Source organism: uncultured Phascolarctobacterium sp., assembly GCF_958349595.1.
Lineage (GTDB): Bacteria > Bacillota > Negativicutes > Acidaminococcales > Acidaminococcaceae > Phascolarctobacterium.
This window is the reverse complement of record NZ_CATWDQ010000028.1, coordinates 1-20,050: the sequence shown is the minus strand read 5'-3', so window position 1 is coordinate 20,050 and position 20,050 is coordinate 1. Positions and strand designations below refer to the sequence as shown.

Here is a 20,050-nt window from a genome sequence, read left to right as displayed (position 1 = left end):
CAGAACTGACGGCCTAACAGGATTTTTGTGTCTACTAAGTATTGACCACTTCACGTTTTTAGAGTATGGTGTTTCGTTTTTATAATCAGTATAGTTAAAATGGAAGATGCTAGGATCGTTTAATGAAAAATCAGTGGCTAAAGAGCGTTTTGTAAGCCATCAGCATCAAGAAACCGCTGATAAATGTTTTAAGAAGCTGCTGCAGTAGAGGGGTCAGCAAAAGTGTAGCCTTGCTGCATAAAAAGGCAGTGCCGCTTAGGACTATAAAAGTCGCACTTATACAACCGCAGCAAAAAATGAAGAGTCGTAGATTTGTAAACTGCTCTTTAACAAGTTGGGCGGATAAAATACCACACCAGAAAATAATTGTCAGCGGGTTACTTAAAGTCAGTACAGCAGCAGCCGCAAAGCTGTTGGTTAATGCAGTGTTGCCATGGAAGAATTGGGGCAGACTCATGGCAGGAAAAAATGTCTGTAAGGCAAAAAACAGTAAAATCAAAGCGCTCAAATAACGTAATCTCTTTTGCAGCAAAGGGTTGTTCTGAAGCCAGGTTCCGATACCTAATAATGCCAGCAGGATATAACAGGCGTCAATTAAAGTTACTGCTGTTACGGCGAGTAAAGCAGAGGTTATTCCCCGGGTAATAGTTGTTTGAAGAACAAAAAGAAAAACAGGCCCAACTGACAATTGTAAAATTATACCCAGGCGCAGCCCGCCTAGAAAAGTATTTAGCAATTTAATTCTTCCTTTAGCGTTGTCAGAGTAATAAAGGTGTTAGAACTGTTGACGCCGTCGATTTTTTTGAGCATGTTGGTAAGAAAGCTTTCCAGAGCAGCTGTATCGCTGACACTTACTTTAAGCAAATAGTCATAAGTTCCGGCAAGATGATGACATTCAAGTACACAGGGAAGAGCTGTTATTTGCCTGCGGAAAGCATCTATATGCTCTGTTTTATCAATATTTACAAAAACAAAAGCCAAAAGATTTTGACCTGTCTGCTTACGGTCAAGCTTGACTGTATACTTTTGGATAATTGAATTTTGTTCGAGTTTACGTATTCTTTCGGCAACAGCAGGAACTGACAGTCTTACTTTTTTGCTTATTTCAGAAGAAGTAGCGCGTCCGTTTTCTTTTAAACAGTTAAGAATTGCAGTATCAATAGTGTCCATAAAAACCTCCTTAAGGAAATAATATAGCAATACTTTGTTGAAAGTAAATGATTTATTAAAAAACGATAAATATTTAAGTGAATAAGCAAAAAATATTAAAAAATACCGTTGGTGTGTTTTGTCCAACGGTATTTTAACGTCAGTTATTTCTTTTTGTCTTTTTTCAGTTCTACGTTGATTTCAAACAGTCTGTCCCAGGGGAACAAAATGTCAAAATTACTTTTCTGCGTAAATTTATAACGCTCTGACAAATCGTGGCAAACTCCTAAAGCCAGCTCATGGATCGGTTTTTGATAGGGGCCGAGCAGGTAAATGGCAGCCTTCTGATTTTTGCTTTCTAAAAAGGCTGTGGCACTGCGGCGGGCGTTTGCCTGGTAATACCAGTCGTCGATGACCCTGATCCGCATCAGCTTTTCCGCCTCCTGTTTCGGCATTTGCGGCATCAGGATACCCTGGCAGATAGCAAAACCAACGGTATTGTCTGCCGTATTCCAGCCGTTATAAGCTGTCAGGCGTTCCAGCTGCTCCTGCTTGGCCAGTTCATTCATAAAGCCGTTATCGGCTCCGTTGGAATAGGCTACGTCAGCCAAAGATACCTGGTAACCTTTGTCCAGAAGCTGTTTGAGCTGTCCGATATAGGTACGGTTTTGCGGTGAAGAGAAAAACTGGTTCGAAGGAGCTGTAGAATCCATCATCACACCGTCGAAGGGCGTATTGAGTGCCAGGACTATATCGGCATTAGCGGCACTTGTAGCAGTGCGGCCATCTACTGCTAAGATCTGCTGCGGTACTGACTGTCCTAAGGTCATATCAGAATATTGCGGCAGCGTGCGTGGCCCCCAACCGTCAGCATAAAAAGCATAAACTCTGGGTTGGTAACGGTTCAGTTCATTGCCTGCTCTTGTCAGCAGCAGCAGGCCCAACTGGTCGACACCGGGAACGATCTGAAATGTACGCTGCGTCAGGTCATAGGTTTCTTGGGTCAGCTTGCGGGCTTCCATATGCGTATGGGACAGCGGCGCATTATCATCTTTGCCGATCGCCAGGAAGTGGAAACGGTTACTGCGGGTCATTTCAGTCAGCTTGCTGTTGATATGAAGATTTTTTTGCCGCCGTTCCAGCCAGTCCTGTAGATCTGCTTTGGGCAGATTGGTGGCCAGAGTTTTTTTCGTTAAGGCGTCTTTTAAGCTGAGGCCTATCAGATCCTCGGAGTCACAAAGTTCGGAATAACAGAAAATAGCCGGGCCGATTTTGGAATAATAAGGCGGTTCAACGGCGCCAAAACTGGCACGTGGTGTACGCATCAAGGTTGAAAAGGCATAAAGGCGTACAGGAAATTGATCGCGCAGGGTTTCAAGCCGCTGCAGGCGCTGTTCTAAAACTGCCTGCGGTTCGTGATGAGTACGTGAAGCGACCAGGCCGCCATAAATCAGGCTGTCTGTGGAAATAACGGCGGCTTCTGCCTGCGGAGCACGGCTGACGAGCCATTTCCATAATTCATCAGGACTGCCGTTGCGATTATACGAAGCAAGATATTTATCAGGTGGAATCAGTACTTTATAACCTGCTGCTTCCATTGTGCTGACAACATAAGAGGAACAGACAGGACGGTTATCCAGAGGTAAAAAAAGCAGGGTTTCTTTTGTTTTTTCTGCTGCCTGAGCCGAAGTAAAAAACAGCAATAACAGGCATAGCAGCAGTATTTGTCTGAGTTGATTCTTCCAAAGTTTCATTTAGGGCATCTCCTAAAACTATCACTAAATCTAATATAATTATAAGATAACGATACAAATTTGGCTACAAGAATTTTACAAATCAAAATTATTGACAATAATTATTGTTAAGTTTATAATTAGAGTCAATCACATAATCAATCGGTTATGAGAAGGACGAGGCTAACGTATCTTTCCTGCAGAGAGAAGCGCCCAGGCTGCAAGCGCTTTGGAAAAACGATAGACCTTACCACCTTCAAACCACATTGCGGAACCTGCCAGGTGGCAGTAAGTATGCAGTGTCGTATGCCGGCGTTAACGGTACCGAGTGGGCTTGCCAGTGGCAGGTCAATTAGGGTGGAACCGCGGTCAACTCCGTCCCTTTCCAGGGAACGGAGTTTATTTATTTTTAGGAGGCTAAGGAAATGGCAAATGTTAAAGTAACCTTAAAAGATGGCAGTGTTAAAGAAGTTGCTGCCGGAACGACTTTGCTGGAAGTAGCGAAGGGCTTGTCGCAGAAGCTTGGCAAACAGGCGCTTTTGGCAGTAGTAGATGGTGTGAATAAAGATTTGACAGATAAATTGGAACAGGATGCGGCAGTAGAATTTGTCGTGCCCGAAAGCGCTGAAGGCCTGCATGCGATCCGTCATACGGCGGCACATGTCATGGCGCAGGCGATCCAGCATTTGTTCCCTGATACTAAATTTGCGATCGGGCCGGCTATTGCCAATGGATTTTATTATGATTTAGACAGCGAGCATGTTTTTGTCCCGGAAGATCTGGTGAATATTGAAAAAGAAATGGCTAAGATCGTTAAAGCTAATCTTCCGCTTGTGCGCAATGAATTGCCCCGCAATGAAGCTTTGCAAATGTTTGCGGATAAAAATGAAAAATATAAGGTCGAATTAATCAATGATCTGCCTGAAGATACTGTTATCAGTACCTATACTCAGGGCGACTTTACCGATTTGTGCGCAGGTCCGCATTGTCCGTCGACCGGCAGGGTAAAGGCGTTTAAATTGCAAAGTATTGCCGGAGCTTACTGGCGCGGCGATGAAAAGAATAAAATGCTGCAGCGTATTTATGGCACAGCTTTCCCCAGCAAGGAAGAACTGGACGCTTATCTGCATATGCTGGAAGAAGCTGCCAAACGTGATCACCGTAAACTTGGCAAGGAACTGGATCTGTTCAGCATTATGGAGGAGGGACCGGGCTTCCCGTTCTTCCATCCCAATGGCATGGTTATCCGTAATGAGCTGATCAATTACTGGCGTGAAGTGCACAGACGCTATGGTTATCAGGAGATCAAAACGCCGATGATCCTGTCACGGAAATTGTGGGAAACTTCCGGGCATTGGGATCATTACCGTGATAATATGTATTTTACTCAGATCGATGGCGAGGATTACGCAATCAAACCGATGAACTGCCCCGGCGGAATGCTGGTTTATAAAACCCATCCGCACAGCTATCGCGAGCTGCCGATCCGTGCCGGTGAGCTTGGCTTGGTACATCGTCATGAATTGTCCGGTGCTTTGCATGGCTTGTTCCGTGTACGCTGCTTCACACAGGATGATGCGCATATCTTTATGATGCCCAGCCAGATCAAAGACGAGATCCAAAACGTCATTCGTTTGTTTGATGAGGTTTATGCAACCTTTGGGCTGAAATATCATGCCGAACTGTCGACCCGACCTGAAGATTCAATGGGCGATGCCGAAACCTGGGAAACTACTACCAATGCGTTGAAGAGCGCGATGGAGGATTTTGGTCTTGAATATGTGATCAATGAAGGCGATGGCGCTTTCTATGGTCCGAAGATCGATTTTCATCTGACTGACTCTATCGGACGTACCTGGCAGTGCGGCACGATCCAGCTGGATATGCTGCTGCCGGAAAAATTTGATTTGACTTATACCGGCGAAGATGGATTGAAGCATCGTCCGGTTATGATCCACCGCGTAGTTTACGGTTCGATCGAGCGTTTTATCGGCATCCTGATCGAGAACTATGCCGGTGCTTTCCCGGCCTGGCTGGCTCCCTGCCAAGTGCGCGTAATGCCGATCACCGACAAGCATTATGAGTATGCTAAAAAATTAAGCGATGAAATGTTCAAGCTGGGATTGCGGGTTTATCTGGATGACCGTAACGAAAAAATCGGTTACAAGATTCGCGAAGCACAGCTGCAGAAGGTTCCGTATATGCTGGTCATCGGCGATAAGGAAGTCGAAGACGGTACTGTTGCCGTACGTCGTCGTGGTGAAGGCGATATTGGCGCTATGAAGCAGGAAGATTTTATTGCGATGCTGCAAAAAGAAATCGCTGAAAAGAAATAATAAGCAAAATGCCTGTTCCGCTTTGTGGCTGGAGCAGGCATTTTTATGAGGTCTATGATACAAAAATCAAGTGATCGAACTCCTAAATCTTAATGGTTTAGGAAAGAAATAAATAATTGTTATTGAAAACAATAGTAAAAAATGTTATAATGTATTTAGTAAAAACGGCTGTCTAAGCCGCTAAGGAGGATGTTAGTATGAATAAAAAAGTTTATAAATCTTTTAACGAGCAGGTTCAGGCTGAATTATATTCCGCTTATATGTATCTGGCGATGAGCCTGGATATGGAAGCGAAAAATTATAAAGGTATGGCTAAATGGCTGTATCTGCAGTATGAAGAAGAGCGTGAGCATGCACTGCGTTTTGTAAAATTTATGCAGGACTGCGGCGTACAGCCACAGCTTTTACAGATTGATATGCCGGCTGCTGATTACGGTACACCGCTGGCTTTATTCAAAAAAGTTCTGGAGCACGAAAAGTATGTTACTTCCCGTATTTATGATATGTATGAAGTAGCATTGAAAGAAAAAGATTATGCGGCCCAAAGCTGCCTGAAATGGTTTATCGATGAGCAGGTAGAAGAGGAAGCCAACGCTTCTGAGATCGTTGAGAAACTGGAAATGATCGGCGATAATATTTCCGGACTGTTCTATCTTGACGGTAAGCTGGGAGCAAGAAAAGATTAAGAAAGCTGTTGACACAAAGCTTACAGTATGATATTATATCCAAGTAACAAAGCAGAAGCCGCTCGCTTCTCACCTTGCAGCACAGGCTCGACAGGGTTGGATATGATTTTCAGCGCGGGCAGTATTATCTGCTCGCGTTTTTTATTTAATTTTGGAGGTGAACGGTTATTAGCAAAGAAAGCTTGCGTATCAATGAAGAAATTCGGGCACGGGAAGTGCGCGTTATTGCCGGTGAAGGCGAACAGCTGGGTATTATGTCCGGCCGGGATGCTTTACAGCTGGCTCAGGAAAGACATCTTGATTTAGTGGAGATCGCGCCGACAGCGAAACCTCCGGTGTGCCGGATTATGGATTACGGCAAGTATCGTTACGAGCAGCAAAAACGAGAAAAGGAAGCTCGTAAAAAGCAGAAAACCTTTGATATCAAAGAAGTCAAACTGCGCCCTGGTATCGAGGATCACGACTATGAAGTAAAATTTAAAAATGCGCTGCGCTTCCTGGAAGACGGCGATAAAGTAAAAGTTACGATCATGTTCCGTGGCCGCGAATTATCGCATCCAGAGCTTGGCGAAGTATTGCTTAAAAGAATGGCGGAACAGCTTAAAGACACAGTTGTCATTGAGCGCGCGCCTAAACTGGAAGGCAGAAACATGATTATGATTGTTGCGCCTAAAGCTACTAAATAAGGAGGACTTAACAATGCCTAAAATGAAAACCCGCAGAGCTGCTGCTAAACGTTTTAAAAAGACTGGTACCGGTGAATTCAAACGTGCCAAAGCTTTTAAAAGCCACATTCTGGAACATAAATCTCCTTCCCGCAAGAGAAACTTGCGTAAGGCTGCACTTGTTCACAAAACTGATCATGAACGCGTAGCAAAAATGCTGCCGTACGCATAATAGATAAGGGAGGCTGACTATAATGGCAAGAATTAAAGTGGGCGTTACTGCTCATCGTCGTCATAAAAAAATCTTAAAACTGGCTAAAGGTTATCGCGGTTCCAAACATTTGCTGTTCAAAAAAGCTAATGAAACCGTTATGAAAGCTTTAAGCTATGCTCGTCGTGACCGTCGTGCTAAAAAACGCGAATTCCGTCGTTTGTGGATCGCTCGTATCAACGCTGCTACTCGTGCTAACGGCATTAGCTACAGCCGTTTTATGAATGGTCTGGCTAAAGCAGGTATCGAAATGAACCGTAAAGTTTTAGCTGATATGGCTATTTATGACGCAGCTGCTTTCACAAAACTGGTAGAAGCTGCTAAAGCTGCTCTGTAAGATTTATTCTTACGGTAAAATGAAGTGGATTGCCGCGTGAGCGGCAATAAAAAACAGTGTAAGTCTTATGACTTACACTGTTTTTGTTTTTCAGCGGTTATTTAATACCGTTAAGAATAGTCACTAATTCTCCTGCGCTGGTATCACCGGCAACGGGAGTCACGATACCCTTGCCTGCAATTTTTACAGTGCCGCCTTCAGCATAGGCGTCTTGGGTATTTTGACCTGCGTGGTAAATGGCTGCCAGATTACCTGCTACGAAATAAGAACGCTGCATGCCGCTCATATTGCCCGAAGCTGCAGGTTTCATAAAGGTTTTGCCATTGATTTTAACTTCACCGCTGTTGGCATCGACAGTAACTTTGCCGTTACTGTATTCAGTGAGTTTTTTAGCGTAATTGTTGCGGCGGTCAGTATCTTTTGGATGGGTAGAAGGATTGAGAATGTCGCTGAGAATATCGCTTTTCGAGCCGTCGCTGGAACTTTCGATAACAGTTTGCCAGACGGCAGCTGGAGCGCCTACGTTATAACCGGCATCGGCCATATAAGTAAAGGCAATGTTATCAGCTTCCCATTCGTTGGGTTTGGTAACGCCGGTATTCTTAGCATGTACAGCTACTACCTGAGCTGCCAGGCCGTTGGCGCCGCCGATCTCGGAACCGACGGTTTTCATGATGAAGTCAACTGACATTTTTTTCTTAGCGCCCTTGATGGGATGCTCTTTCTGGCCATGTACCAGTTCGTGCGCAATAACAGCGGCCATTTTGTCTTCGTTGTAATCAAGGAACCAGAAGGCGCCGATATTGACGGACACATTATGCCCTAAAGTACAGTAAGCATTGAAGAATTCCTGATTGTTGACAAAATAATTATAGGGTTTGCTGCTGATCGTCGGATCGCTTTTGGCGATAGCCGGGGTCATACGCTGCATAATGCGTCCCAGCATGGCGTTAGCATTATAATCGCCGTTGACACCGTCGTCTTGTTTGATTGCTTCAAACAGTTCGTAACGTCCGTCATTATCATAATAATTCAGAGCTTTGTTGATCTCCTGCTGCTCTTTGGCAGCACCGACTGCTTTTCCGGCAATACTGCCGAGATTGATCGCTTCTGCCGACTGCGGCAGACTGAAGCTGAGTACAGATACGGCTAAAAGTGCTGCACCTACTAAAATTTTAGATTGTTTAAACATTGATATCCCCCTTTGTATATATTCTGTAAGTTATTATAGCAAACGAAATGCTAAAAGCAAAGTTTTGTTTAAAGAATATTATTAAAGAAAAAAGAGTTTTGCTTAATTTGTCTGACCGCTGTATAATTTAAGTTGAGTTTTTAAATGGCTGTGAAGAAGAATTTTAGATGAAGATGAGGAAAATATGGAACAGGTGTTGACGAAAGCGCTGGCTTTTGTGATTATTATTGCTTTTGGCTATTTGTTGAAGCAACGCGGTTTTTTCAAGCCGGATGACTATAAATTGATTGCGAAAATTGTTTTGAATATTACGCTGCCCTGTGCCGTTATCACCAGCTTTGCGGCCTTTAAAATGGAGTATACGCTGTTTGTACTGACATTGATCGGTTTTCTGGGGAATCTGCTGATGATTGTCTGGGGCTTTATGCTGACACGTTATCAGACAAATGCGGCGAAGATTTTTTATGTTTTTAATCTGGCCGGTTATAATATCGGCTGTTTCACATTGCCATTTGCGCAAAGCTTTCTGGGGCCTTTTGCTGTGGTAGCCACCTGTATGTTCGATGTGGGAAACTCGATCATGTGTACCGGCGGTACCTATGCTTTAGCCAGTGGGCTGGTGCATACAGGTGAAAAATATGAGCCGGTCACTCTGCGCAGTGTAGCCGCAAAGCTGCTTAGTTCAGTACCTTTTGTTGTTTATGTGCTGATGCTGGTCAGTGCATTGTTTGAAGTGCATCTGCCGCAGCCTGTTTATACTCTGACCGGACTTATCGGCAGTGCTAACACTTTTTTGTCGATGCTGATGATCGGAATGATGTTCGAAATGACTCTGGATCTGAAGAAACTGAAGCAGGTCCGCGAAGTGGTGCTGTACCGCTATGTTTTCGGGGTAGCTTTGGCATGGGTGTGCTTTTATCATGCGCCGCTCAATGCAGAAGTCAAGGAAGTGCTGGCGCTGGTTTTTTTGGCGCCATCTACGGCGATCGCACCTATCTTTATTGCCAGGATGGGCGGTAATGTTGAGCTGGCTGGATTTGCCAATTCCATAACTATTGTGATCAGTATTATTTTGATGACATTGTTTTTTACATTTCTGCACGTTTGATTTGTAATTAAATAAAGCTGCATTTTAGTAAGCAAGTAAAATTGACAAGCATAAAGTAATGAGAGTAAACTTGAACTATACTCAATAAGTAATATTTGGCGGCTTTTGTCGGGATGGTGAAGAATTTGTTATTTTTGATCAATTTATTGCATAGATGGTTAAAGCTGCTTAATCATAGCTTGACGGGCAGCCAGATGGTGGCGTTTACTTTTGCCATGCTTATCTTGTGCGGTTCAATGCTGCTGATGCTGCCAATTGCCAGTGCTGATGGCAGCAGTATGCGTTTTATTGACGCTTTATTCACAGCGACTTCGACTTCATGTGTAACGGGACTGGTCGTGGTTGATACCGGTCATTATTTTTCCTGGTTCGGCAAGCTGGTGATGATCGTCCTTATTCAGATCGGCGGTTTGGGGATTATGACGCTGACTACGCTGCTGAGCGTGGCGATTGGCAAACGTATCAATCTGCGGGAGCGGCTGTTTATTCAGGAATCGCTTAATCTGAACGAGCCTTCCGGGGTAGTACGGCTGTCGTTGAATGTTGTAAAATATGCTTTGACGATCGAATTTGTTTTTGGTACTATTTTGGCCTGGCATTTTTATTCTGCTTTGGATATGGGTCTTACGGGTATTGCCTGGGGATACTGGCATGCGATCTCTGCTTTTTGTAATGCCGGCTTTGATTTGTTTGGCGACTATACCAGTTTGACAGGGCATTATAATGATTTAACGCTGAATTTGTGCATTATGGCTCTGATCACTATCGGCGGTATTGGTTTTACCGTTTTGGATGATCTGCGCCGTAACCGAAAATGGAGCAAGTTGCGGCTGCACAGTAAAATAGTGCTGACAGCCAGCACGATCCTGACTTTTGGCGGCACACTGGTGATTTTGGCTCTGGAATATACGAATCCGGCTACCTTAGGCGGTATGCCCAATGAACTGGACAAATGGATGGCTGCTGCGTTTCAATCCGTTACCTGCCGGACGGCTGGGTTCAATACGATTGAACTGACTGATATGCGGGCCAGTTCGCTGTTTTTTATGGTACTTTTAATGGGTATCGGCGCTTCGCCCACATCTACTGGCGGCGGTATGAAAACTACGACAGTGATGGTACTGCTGGTATCTACCTGGGGATTGCTGCATGGTAAACGCGATACAGTGTTGTTTGACAGGCGGATCGCTTCGGAAACAGTCGATAAGGCTTATAATGTCTTTACTGTCTGTCTGCTGTGGATGCTGGGTGCGTATTTTCTGCTGCTGATTTGTGATGGCGGGCTGCATCGTGCTGATTACGTGTTGTTTGAAGTGGTTTCGGCTTTTGCTACTGTTGGGTTGGGGGTAGGTATTACGCCCGACTGGAATGACTGGGGCAAGCTGATTCTGGTTCTGACTATGTATGCCGGACGTATTGGTGTGCTGACTTTTGTTTTATCCTTCCTGCATTCTAAAGACGATAAGATCAGATATCCTTCGGAAAATATTATGATTGGTTAAAGGCGGTAACGATAATGATTAAAAAACAACGTGAAAAACAATATGCTGTTTTTGGCTTAGGCCGTTTTGGCACCAGTGTAGCGCTGACGCTCAATGAGCTGGGGTATCAGGTCATGGGTGTCGATACTGACGAGGATAATGTACAGAATCTGGCGCACGAACTGACGCATGTAGTGACGGCAGATGCTTCTGATGAACGTACATTGCGTTCTTTGGGCGCTCAGAATTTTGATGTGGCAGTTGTGGCGATCGGAGACTTGGAAGCTAATATGATGACGACGCTGCTTTTGAAGGAAATGGGTGTGCCTGTGGTCGTTGTAAAAGCAATTAATCAGGTTCATGGTAAGATGCTCGAAAAGATCGGCGCTGATAAGATCGTCTATTCGGAGCGTGATATGGGGCAGCGCGTTGCCCATAACCTTATTTCCAACAGTATAGTCGATTATATTGAGCTGTCCGATACTATCAGCCTGATGAGCATCACGGTGCCGACAAGCCTGGCCGGGAAAAATCTGATCGAATCCAATCTGCGCAGCCGTTATAACGTCAATATCGTGGCGATCAAGCACGGTAGTGAAACGCTGGTCAATCCAGATCCTAAAATGGTGCTGAATCTTGGCGATGAGATGATCATTATTGGTGAACATGATAATATTAAGGCACTGGAGGAAGTTGTCTGATGAAAGAATTGAGCAGCGTTAGTAATCCTGTCGTCAAGGCTGCCGCAGAGCTGAAACAAAAAAAATACCGGACTGAGCAGCAGGCTTTTTTGGTGGAAGGCCTGCGTGCAGTGGAAGATGCCGTCAAATATGGTACGGTGAAGCAGCTTTTTGTACTGCAGGAGAATAAAGCTGCTTCGATGCGGCAGGCTGCAGTTGTAGAACAGGTAGCCCTTGCCGGTGCTGAATTATATGCAGTGACTGAACAGGTGATGAAAAAAATTGCCGATACAGAAACGCCGCAGTCGCTGACGGCCGTGGTTGCCAAAACCAGTGTGGCTTTAGATGAACTGGCTTCTGCAGGCGGTACTGTACTTGTGTTAGACCGCATCGGCGATCCCGGTAATCTTGGTACGATGATTCGCAGCGCGGATGCGGCAGGCATCAGCGGCGTGATTTTACTTGCCGGCTGTACAGATGTTTTTGCACCTAAAGCAGTACGTGCGACAATGGGGTCGCTGCTGCATTTGCCTGTTGCCGAAGGGGTCAGCGAAGCTGATTTTATCAAATGGGCACAGCAAAGCGGGTATGAGCTATTAGTAACTTGTCTGGTCAATGCCGGCAGTTTATATGAGACCGATTTGCAGGGCCGGGTGGCGGTTGTTATCGGCAGTGAGGCCGAAGGTGTTTCAGAAAGTTTGTTGGCAGCGGCTGACAAAAAAGTTTTTATACCGATGGAAGGCCAGGCAGAATCGCTTAATGCTGCGGTGGCGGCAGGAATCGTTATGTTTGAATGTCTGCGTCAACGGCTTGCAGGCAAAGGCAAGTTGTGATAAAATTAATAGCGTTAATTGAATACGCCCCATTTTTTTGACACGATGACCGGGAGAGTACGCCAGATGTGCGACACAGAGAGCGAGGCCACGGCTGCAAGCCTTGCGACACACTAAAGCGGAAGTTCACTCGTGAGTGTTTGTACTGAAGGCTTTAGCTGTGTAGGTGCAACGTCAGTCGCGTTAAGACAGCAGAGTACAAATTAGGGTGGTACCGCGGAAGCATAACTTTCGCCCCTTACCAGGGGCGGGAGTTTTATTTTTTTACAGGAGGAAGAATATGAGAGAAGAATTGCAGGCACTTAAGGAACAAGCGCTGGCAGAGCTGGAAGCAGTAACGACGCCTGACGGCCTCAAAGATCTGCGCATCAAATATCTGGGTAAAAAGGGCCCCATGACGGAGATACTGCGCGGCATGGGAGCATTGCCGGCTGAAGAAAGGCCCAAGATCGGTCAGATCGTCAACGAAGTAAAAAGTACTTTGGAAGCGGCGATCAATGAGAAAGCCGTGATTTTGGAAGCCGAGGCTTTGAAAGCCAGGCTGGCTAACGAGAAGGTTGATATCACTTTACCGGGGCGTACCCAAAGCTGTGGGCATCTGCATCCGGTAACGCTGACGCTGCGGGAGATCAAAAAGATCTTTATGCGCATGGGCTTTGACGTTATGGAAGGGCCTGAGATAGAAAGCGATTATTATAATTTTGAAGCTTTGAACTTGCCGCAGGATCATCCGGCCCGTGATATGCAGGATACTTTTTATATTACTGAGAATTTCCTGCTGCGGACGCAGACTTCACCGGTACAGGCTCGGACAATGCAGGCTTGTGAGCCGAATACGCCGATCAGGATGATTGCTCCTGGCACTGTTTACCGCAACGATTATGATGCGACCCATTCACCGATGTTCCATCAGGTCGAAGGTCTGGTGCTTGGTGAAAATATCAGTCTGGCTGATTTGAAGGGGACATTGGAAACCTTCTGCAAAGAAATGTTTGGCGGCAGCGTGGAAATCCGTTTACGTCCCAGTTATTTCCCCTTTACTGAACCGAGTGCCGAGGTCGATATTTCCTGCGTCATCTGCGGCGGCAAAGGCTGCCGTGTCTGCAAAAATTCCGGCTGGCTCGAGATTTTGGGCTCCGGTATGGTGCATCCCAATGTGCTACGCATGAGCGGTTACGATCCCGATAAGATCAACGGTTACGCCTTTGGTATGGGTGTTGAACGTATCGCCATGCTGAAATATGGTATCGACGATCTGCGTTTATTCTTTGAAAACGACCTGCGGTTCATCCGCCAGTTCAAATAAGGAGGAAGATTATGTTAGCATCTATTGACTGGTTAAAAAAATATGTTGATATTAACGTCACTCCTGAAGAGTTGGCTGAAAAACTGACCCGCGTAGGGCTGGAGGTAGAGAGCGTAAACTATCTGGGAGCAGGCCTGGAAGGCGTTATTACTGGCAAAGTGACCCAGATCGAGCGCCATCCTAACTCCGATCATTTGTGGGTCTGCATGATGGATTATGGCAGCGGCGAGATCGTGCAGATATTGACCGGTGCGCAAAACGTACATCAAAATGATATGGTACCAGTTGCTGTTGTCGGTTCGCAGCTGCCTAATGGCATGAAGCTGAAAAAAGCTAAAATGCGTGGGCTTAATTCCTTCGGTATGCTGTGCAGTGCTGAAGAACTTGGCATTGACGCCAAGCTTTTACTGCCGGAGCAGCGCAACGGCATTTTCATTCTGCCGCCGGATACGCCGATTGGTGTTGATATCAAAAAAGTTTTAGGCTTGGATGACGTGGTGCTGGATATCGATCTGACGGCTAACCGCGGCGACTGTACCAATATACTTGGCCTGGCCCGAGAGGCTGCCGCTGTTTTGGGTACGGAATTGCGCCTGCCTGATATGAGGGTACAGGAAGCTGCCGGCGGCAGCGCTGCTGAAATGACGAAAATAGATGTACAGGCAGCTGACCTGTGCAGTCGTTTTGCTGTACGCGTATTGAAGAATATCAAGATCGGCCAGTCGCCGGAGTGGATGCAGAAACATCTGCGTGCCTGCGGTATGCGCCCAATCAGCAATGTTGTCGATGTAACTAACTATGTAATGCTGGAATTAGGCCAGCCGATGCATGCGTATGATTACGATAAAGTCGGTGACCATACGCTGATCGTCCGCCGTGCTGAGGCTGGGGAGAAGCTGGTGACGCTGGACAGCCAGGAACGCACGCTTGACCCAAGTATGATCACGATCGCCGATCCTGCTCATGCGGTAGGCCTGGGCGGGGTTATGGGCGGATTGGAAACAGAAGTTACTGACAGCACTGTAAATGTTATGCTTGAGGCTGCCACCTTTAACGGGCCTTCGATTCGCCGCACCTCTAAAGCTTTGGGCCTGCGCAGCGAGGCTTCCGGACGTTTTGAACGCGGTGTGGACACTGTGCTGACTCATAACGCTCTTAATCGCGCCGCGCATTTATTGGAACAAATGGGTGCCTGCGAGACTGTCTGCGGTATCGTGGAAGCTTACCCGACCGAAGTGAAGCCGGCTGTCGTCAAAGTTACTCCGTCTGCTATCAATACCCGTATTGGTGTTGAGATCGCGACTGAGGAAATGATCGACATTTTAAAGAAGCTGCAGTTCGGCGTACAGCAGGAGGGAGTAGAGCTGATCGTTACCGCTCCCAGCTGGCGTTATGATGTGACCTGTGATGCCGATATCAGCGAGGAAATCGCACGTATGCATTCCTATGACAAGATCACGTCACACATGCCGGCTCTGCCTTTGGTACAGGGACGTCAGGCTGTGATCGAGGATGTACGCGACAGTGTGGAGGATTATCTGGCTTCCGCAGGTTTGAGCGAGGTTATGACCTACAGCTTTATCCATCCCGGTTCTTTTGATAAGCTGGAACTGCCGGCAGATGATGAACGCCGCCAAGTGATCGAATTAATGAATCCGATCAGCGATGAATTTAAAGTTATGCGCACTACCTTGGTACCCAGTATTTTAAGTACAGTTGCTTATAATCTGGCACGTCAGAGCGAAAGTGTCAAAATTTTTGAAGTTGGGCGTACTTATCTGCCTCAAGCGCTGCCTTTAACGGAATTCCCGGTAGAAAAACGTGTATTATGCGCTGCCATGAGCGGTAAACGTAATGTACTGAACTGGACTGAAGGTAAAGACAATGTGGACTTCTATGATATGAAAGGCGTTGTCGAAGGGCTATTGGCAAAATTGCAGGTTACAGATTACAGGCTGGTTCCAGAAACACAGCCATATCTGCATCCGGGCAAGAGCTGTGCGATCGAATATCAGGGCGAACTGATTGGTTATTTCGGCGAAGTGCATCCTACGGTTGCCGCTAATTTTGATCTGAGCAGCGAGACCTATGTACTGGAGCTGGGTATTGAACCTTTGGTCGCTGCGGCTGTTAAGGTGCCCAAATATAAACATCTGCCTAAATTCCCCGGTACTTCACGTGATATTGCTGTCGTTGTACCGCTGGAAGTAAGCATGAGCGAATTGGAAGGCGTGATCCGCGCTAATGCCGGCGAGCTTTTGAGCGATGTGAAGGTGTTTGACGTTTATACCGGTAAGCAAGTGGCTGACGGCTGTAAATCGATGGCCTTCAATCTGACCTTCCAGGCTGATGACCGTACTTTGACTGATGCCGAGATCGATACCGTCATCAAAAACGTTGTCGATAAAGTTGGCGAAGAATATAAGGCAAAATTGAGAGATTAACAGATAATGAAATACCCCCGATGTCGGTCGGGGGTATTTTTTCGTAAGTAAATAAAATAATTTTTTACTGCACTGCTGCTAAATAAAGGTGTTATAATAAAAATGTATGAAAGAAGGTGCATTTTATGAAAATCATTGACGCGCATATGCATTATTATGATATAGACAAGTTTTACGATGTGGCAGAGAATGCCGGACATGCTAATACTGCGGCCTGCTGGCAGCAGATATGCAGGGATAACAGTATTGTTTTTGCCGTGGCGATGGGCAATTCGGAAGATGCTCCCAGCCGTTATGGCGGCAGTACGCCGCGTCTGATCAACCTGAGCGGCTCTTTTGATGAGCGGAATTACAACCAGCCGGCTAATATGGGGTATTGTCTGGGCGTTAAAAGTGAAGATATTACTTTGGAAAATGCAGAAAAGACGGCGCAGGAATTTGAATATTATCTCAGTGAGCCGCATTGTCTGGGCATTAAATTTTATCCCGGCTACCGGCCGGTATATATTTATGATAAACGGCACTATCCGCTCTTTGAATTGGCCCGGCAGTATAAGGTACCGGTAGCAGTACATACAGGCGATACGGCAACTCCTGCCGCCAAGTTGCGCTATGCGCACCCGCTGACTGTAGACGAGGTTGCGGCTGATTTCCCGGATGTGCAATTCGTTATCTGCCATTGCGGCAATCCGTGGCTGCTGGACGCTACAGAAGTGGCTACAAAAAACGATAATGTGGCGATCGATCTGTCAGGTTTGCTGGAAGGCATACCAGGACCGCATTTTTACAGGCAGAATCAGGGCTATTTCGATTATCTGGGAATGTGGCTGCGCTACATGAACCGCTGGGATAAATTAATGTATGGCAGCGACTGGCCTCTCGTCAATATTCCCGATTATATAGCGATCATGCGGCAGCTGATCCCGGAAGAACATCAGGAAGCGTTTTTCTATAGTAATGCTCTGCGAGTCTACAGCCGTATTCAGAAAATATTATAAAATAACGAAAATCCTGCTTACAGGTCAAGCAGGATTTTTGTATGATATTATTTTTTAGACATGGACATGAGATTATGTATAAGCTGACTGGTATTGCAGCATATTTATAAAAATATATTGTATTTATGACTCAATAATGGTACTATTGAGAAAATACAAAATGAAAGGAGTGCGCCCATGATTATTTATCGCTCTGCTACTTTTGACGATGTAGAGAAGCTTCATAAACTGCTCAATGATTATGCCACCGAAGGCTTGATGCTGCCGCGTTCTCGTAATTCCATTTACGAAAATCTGCGCGATTACGTGGTGGCCGTTGAGAACAATCATGTGATTGGCTGCGGCGCACTGCACTTTGTCTGGGACCGCCTGGCAGAGATTCGTTCGCTGGCTGTTGATCCTGAACGTAAAACACAGGGGATCGGCAGGAAAATGGTAGAACTGCTGGAAGCTGAAGGCATTGAACGCGGTGTAAAGATGTTTTTTACGCTTACGTATCAGCCGGGCTTTTTTGCTAAATGTGATTACATTGAAACTGCGAAAGAAAAGCTGCCGCAGAAGGTTTGGAAAGAATGTGTCTATTGTCCGCAATATCCGTACTGCAACGAATTGGCCTTTGTCAAAACGACCGTTGATTACGAACCCGGCGACATAATGTTCTAAGTGAGGCACTGTTTACTGCAAGCCGCAGGCGCAGCAGGAAACAGAACTGCCGAACTTACCCAGAAGAAACCGACTGGATAAGGAGGTTTCGCGGGTAACCGCTACCGCGAAGCGGCAAGGTGCACTGTTTACTGCAAGCCGTAGGCGCAGCAGGAACTAATGCAAGCAGAATTTGATATTGACCAACTGATGATGTTGCCGCGATAGTTCTGCTGTCGCGGCATTTTTTATTATATGGCAGGCGCAGAAGGAGGAAATTATGGAGCAAACAAAGTTTAAATGGTCGCTGCGTGAGCGCAGTCAGGAAAAAACTGCTGTTTTGGAATATTTTACTGAACAGCAGGCTCGCAGAGTGCAACGTTTCCACAGCAGCTTCCCTGAATATCAGCCTACGCCGCTGAGAGAGCTGAACAAGCTGGCCCGTCAATTGGGTATTAAGAATTTGTTTGTCAAAGATGAAGCTTACCGTTTTGGGCTCAATGCTTTCAAAGTTTTAGGCGGCAGCTTTGCTATCGGCAGTTATATCGCTAATGAATTGCACGAAGATATTGATAAGCTTCCGTATTCGCGTCTGATCTCTGATGAGATTCGCAAATGTTTCGGGACAAGAACTTTTATTACCACTACTGATGGCAATCATGGGCGTGGAGTTGCCTGGACGGCTAACAGATTGGGTCAGCGAGCCGTGGTCTATATGCCGCAGGGGTCGGCGGCGGAACGGTTGGCTAATATTCGTGCTGAAGGAGCAGTGGCAGAGCTTACTGAAATGAATTATGACGAGACAGTGCGCTATACCAGTAACTTGGCACAGAAAAATGGCTGGATCATCGTGCAGGATACTGCTTGGGAAGATTATACCCAAATACCCTTGTGGATCATGCAGGGCTATATGACGATGGCACTGGAAGCTTATGAACAAATGCCAGTCAAGCCAACGCATATCTTTTTGCAGGCTGGCGTAGGTTCAATGGCCGCCGCTGTGCAGGGCTTTTTTGCCAATGTGTATGGCAGTGACTGCCCATTGACTTTTGTTTTAGAACCGGACAAGGCCGACTGTCTGTATCGGACAGCGGCGGCAAACGACGGCCAGCTTCATAATGTCACTGGCAGCTTGGATACGATCATGGCAGGCTTGGCCTGCGGTGAGCCGAGCAGTATTGCCTGGGAAATCCTGGGGCGTTGCAGCGATGGCTTTATCAGCTGTCCTGATTATACCGCTGCCCAGGGTATGCGTGTATTAGGAAATCCGCTGGCTGGCGACAGGCAAATCGTTGCCGGTGAAAGCGGAGCTGCGACGGTGGGGCTGGTTACAGAAGTGCTGCGGGACGAGCGTCTGTCTGAACTGAAGCAGGCACTGCAGTTAGATGAAAATTCAGTTGTTTTATGTTTCAATACCGAAGGAGCTACGGATAAAGCAAACTACCGCTGCATCGTCTGGGACGGCGTATGGGGGCGGGAATAAATGAAAGCTATAGTTTCAACTTCACAATTTTATCAGCCTTTAGTATAATAAAAGCAATCAGATTATTTCTTAAAATGATTTTTATTTTGGGTAGTAAGAGCTTTTAAGATGTTAGTATAAAAAGCTTGTTATAAAGACATTGCTTTGTAGAAATGAGGGGTATTATGAAGCGAACTCATCGTATTATGTTTGTTTGCCACGGTAATATCTGTCGCTCGCCGATGGCAGAATTTTTACTGAAGGACATGGTAAAAAAGGAGGGCCTGGCTGACCGTTTTGTGATCGCTTCGGCAGGAACCAGTCGTGAAGAACTCGGTAATCCTGTGCATCAGGGTACGCTTAAAAAGCTGGCTCAGGATCATATCAGCGCGGCAGGCAAGCAGGCTGTGCAGCTGACCAAAGAAGATTATGATAAATATGATCTTATTTTAGGTATGGAGCGTGTGAATGTACGTAATATCCTGCGGATTATTGGCAGTGACCCACAGGAAAAGGTGCACAGACTTTTAGATTTTACCGAGCAGCCGCGTGACATTGCTGATCCATGGTATACAGGTGACTTTGAGATTGCTTATGCGGAGATCAAAGCAGGTTGCGCAGCGCTTTTGAAGCATTTACGTCGTTTTTGAAAAGTTAAAAGCTCCCGAATTTTGAAGTGCTGTAGAGAAAATAGACAGAAAAAAGAAAAGCGTATCGTAGAATATCT

At 46.0% G+C, this 20,050-nt stretch carries 19 protein-coding genes and 1 other annotated feature; of the genes, 15 read left to right on the top strand and 4 right to left on the bottom strand.

The window, feature by feature from the left end:
• Positions 1-130 precede the first annotated feature (130 nt).
• From Q4G98_RS12165 to Q4G98_RS12155, 3 genes are all read right to left on the bottom strand, one after another.
• Positions 131-736 carry a LysE family translocator gene (locus tag Q4G98_RS12165; protein WP_298564470.1) on the bottom strand — a complete coding sequence of 202 codons (606 nt, stop codon included), beginning with the start codon at positions 734-736 and terminating at the stop codon, positions 131-133.
• A complete protein-coding gene (locus Q4G98_RS12160) occupies positions 730-1,170 on the bottom strand; it encodes an Lrp/AsnC family transcriptional regulator (RefSeq protein ID WP_298564469.1) in 441 nt (146 codons plus the stop codon). The genes Q4G98_RS12165 and Q4G98_RS12160 overlap by 7 nt, the downstream gene beginning before the upstream one ends.
• A 143-nt stretch (positions 1,171-1,313) precedes the next feature.
• Positions 1,314-2,903, bottom strand: coding sequence for a DUF4127 family protein (locus Q4G98_RS12155; protein ID WP_301962010.1), 1,590 nt, complete (start codon positions 2,901-2,903; stop codon positions 1,314-1,316).
• 404 nt (positions 2,904-3,307) lie between these two features.
• Here Q4G98_RS12155 and thrS point away from each other — a divergent pair, with 404 nt between their 5' ends.
• The 5 genes from thrS (at position 3,308) to rplT (ending at position 7,177) form a co-directional block, all read left to right on the top strand.
• Positions 3,308-5,218, top strand: a complete 1,911-nt coding sequence (gene thrS / locus Q4G98_RS12150; protein ID WP_301962009.1) for a threonine--tRNA ligase — start codon at positions 3,308-3,310, stop codon at positions 5,216-5,218.
• 197 nt (positions 5,219-5,415) lie between these two features.
• Entirely contained in the window at positions 5,416-5,904 is a 489-nt protein-coding gene (locus Q4G98_RS12145; protein ID WP_293547826.1) for a ferritin, read from the top strand.
• Between the two features lie 43 nt (positions 5,905-5,947).
• Positions 5,948-6,054 (top strand) — a sequence feature (ribosomal protein L20 leader region).
• A gap of 32 nt (positions 6,055-6,086) precedes the next feature.
• A complete protein-coding gene (gene infC, locus Q4G98_RS12140; RefSeq protein WP_177561567.1) occupies positions 6,087-6,590 on the top strand; it encodes a translation initiation factor IF-3 in 504 nt (167 codons plus the stop codon).
• 13 nt (positions 6,591-6,603) lie between these two features.
• Positions 6,604-6,801, top strand: a complete 198-nt coding sequence (gene rpmI, locus Q4G98_RS12135) for a 50S ribosomal protein L35 (protein WP_021718884.1) — start codon at positions 6,604-6,606, stop codon at positions 6,799-6,801.
• A gap of 22 nt (positions 6,802-6,823) precedes the next feature.
• A complete protein-coding gene (rplT, locus tag Q4G98_RS12130; RefSeq protein ID WP_177561568.1) occupies positions 6,824-7,177 on the top strand; it encodes a 50S ribosomal protein L20 in 354 nt (117 codons plus the stop codon).
• Positions 7,178-7,274: 97 nt separating this feature from the next.
• Here the strand turns inward: rplT and Q4G98_RS12125 are convergent, their stop codons facing one another.
• On the bottom strand, positions 7,275-8,369 hold the full coding sequence (locus tag Q4G98_RS12125; RefSeq protein ID WP_293660825.1) for a M48 family metallopeptidase: 1,095 nt from the start codon (positions 8,367-8,369) through the stop codon (positions 7,275-7,277).
• Positions 8,370-8,553: 184 nt separating this feature from the next.
• On the opposite strand from Q4G98_RS12125, the gene Q4G98_RS12120 reads away from it, so the two are divergent.
• From Q4G98_RS12120 to Q4G98_RS12075, 10 genes are all read left to right on the top strand, one after another.
• Positions 8,554-9,477, top strand: a complete 924-nt coding sequence (locus Q4G98_RS12120) for an AEC family transporter (protein ID WP_301962008.1) — start codon at positions 8,554-8,556, stop codon at positions 9,475-9,477.
• A 113-nt stretch (positions 9,478-9,590) separates the two neighbouring features.
• Positions 9,591-10,979 (top strand): TrkH family potassium uptake protein, encoded by a 1,389-nt coding sequence (locus Q4G98_RS12115; RefSeq protein ID WP_298564463.1) that lies wholly within the window; start codon positions 9,591-9,593, stop codon positions 10,977-10,979.
• 14 nt (positions 10,980-10,993) lie between these two features.
• Positions 10,994-11,659: a TrkA family potassium uptake protein gene (locus Q4G98_RS12110; protein ID WP_177561572.1), complete on the top strand. Its 666-nt coding sequence runs from the start codon at positions 10,994-10,996 to the stop codon at positions 11,657-11,659.
• Positions 11,659-12,471, top strand: a complete 813-nt coding sequence (locus tag Q4G98_RS12105; protein ID WP_298564461.1) for an RNA methyltransferase — start codon at positions 11,659-11,661, stop codon at positions 12,469-12,471. Before Q4G98_RS12110 ends, Q4G98_RS12105 begins: the two co-directional genes overlap by 1 nt.
• Before the next feature lie 280 nt (positions 12,472-12,751).
• Positions 12,752-13,777 (top strand): phenylalanine--tRNA ligase subunit alpha, encoded by a 1,026-nt coding sequence (gene pheS / locus Q4G98_RS12100; RefSeq protein WP_177561573.1) that lies wholly within the window; start codon positions 12,752-12,754, stop codon positions 13,775-13,777.
• 11 nt (positions 13,778-13,788) lie between these two features.
• Positions 13,789-16,221, top strand: coding sequence for a phenylalanine--tRNA ligase subunit beta (gene pheT, locus Q4G98_RS12095; protein WP_298564460.1), 2,433 nt, complete (start codon positions 13,789-13,791; stop codon positions 16,219-16,221).
• 125 nt (positions 16,222-16,346) lie between these two features.
• Positions 16,347-17,219: an amidohydrolase family protein gene (locus Q4G98_RS12090; RefSeq protein WP_298564458.1), complete on the top strand. Its 873-nt coding sequence runs from the start codon at positions 16,347-16,349 to the stop codon at positions 17,217-17,219.
• A gap of 180 nt (positions 17,220-17,399) precedes the next feature.
• On the top strand, positions 17,400-17,882 hold the full coding sequence (locus Q4G98_RS12085) for an N-acetyltransferase (RefSeq protein WP_177561715.1): 483 nt from the start codon (positions 17,400-17,402) through the stop codon (positions 17,880-17,882).
• A 259-nt stretch (positions 17,883-18,141) separates the two neighbouring features.
• The gene (gene dpaL / locus Q4G98_RS12080; protein ID WP_298564456.1) at positions 18,142-19,344 is read left to right on the top strand and encodes a diaminopropionate ammonia-lyase; all 1,203 of its coding nucleotides are present in this window, start codon (positions 18,142-18,144) and stop codon (positions 19,342-19,344) included.
• A gap of 164 nt (positions 19,345-19,508) precedes the next feature.
• Complete coding sequence (locus Q4G98_RS12075) at positions 19,509-19,973, top strand: low molecular weight protein-tyrosine-phosphatase (protein ID WP_177561577.1); 465 nt, start codon at positions 19,509-19,511, stop codon at positions 19,971-19,973.
• The last annotated feature ends 77 nt before the right edge of the window (positions 19,974-20,050 follow it).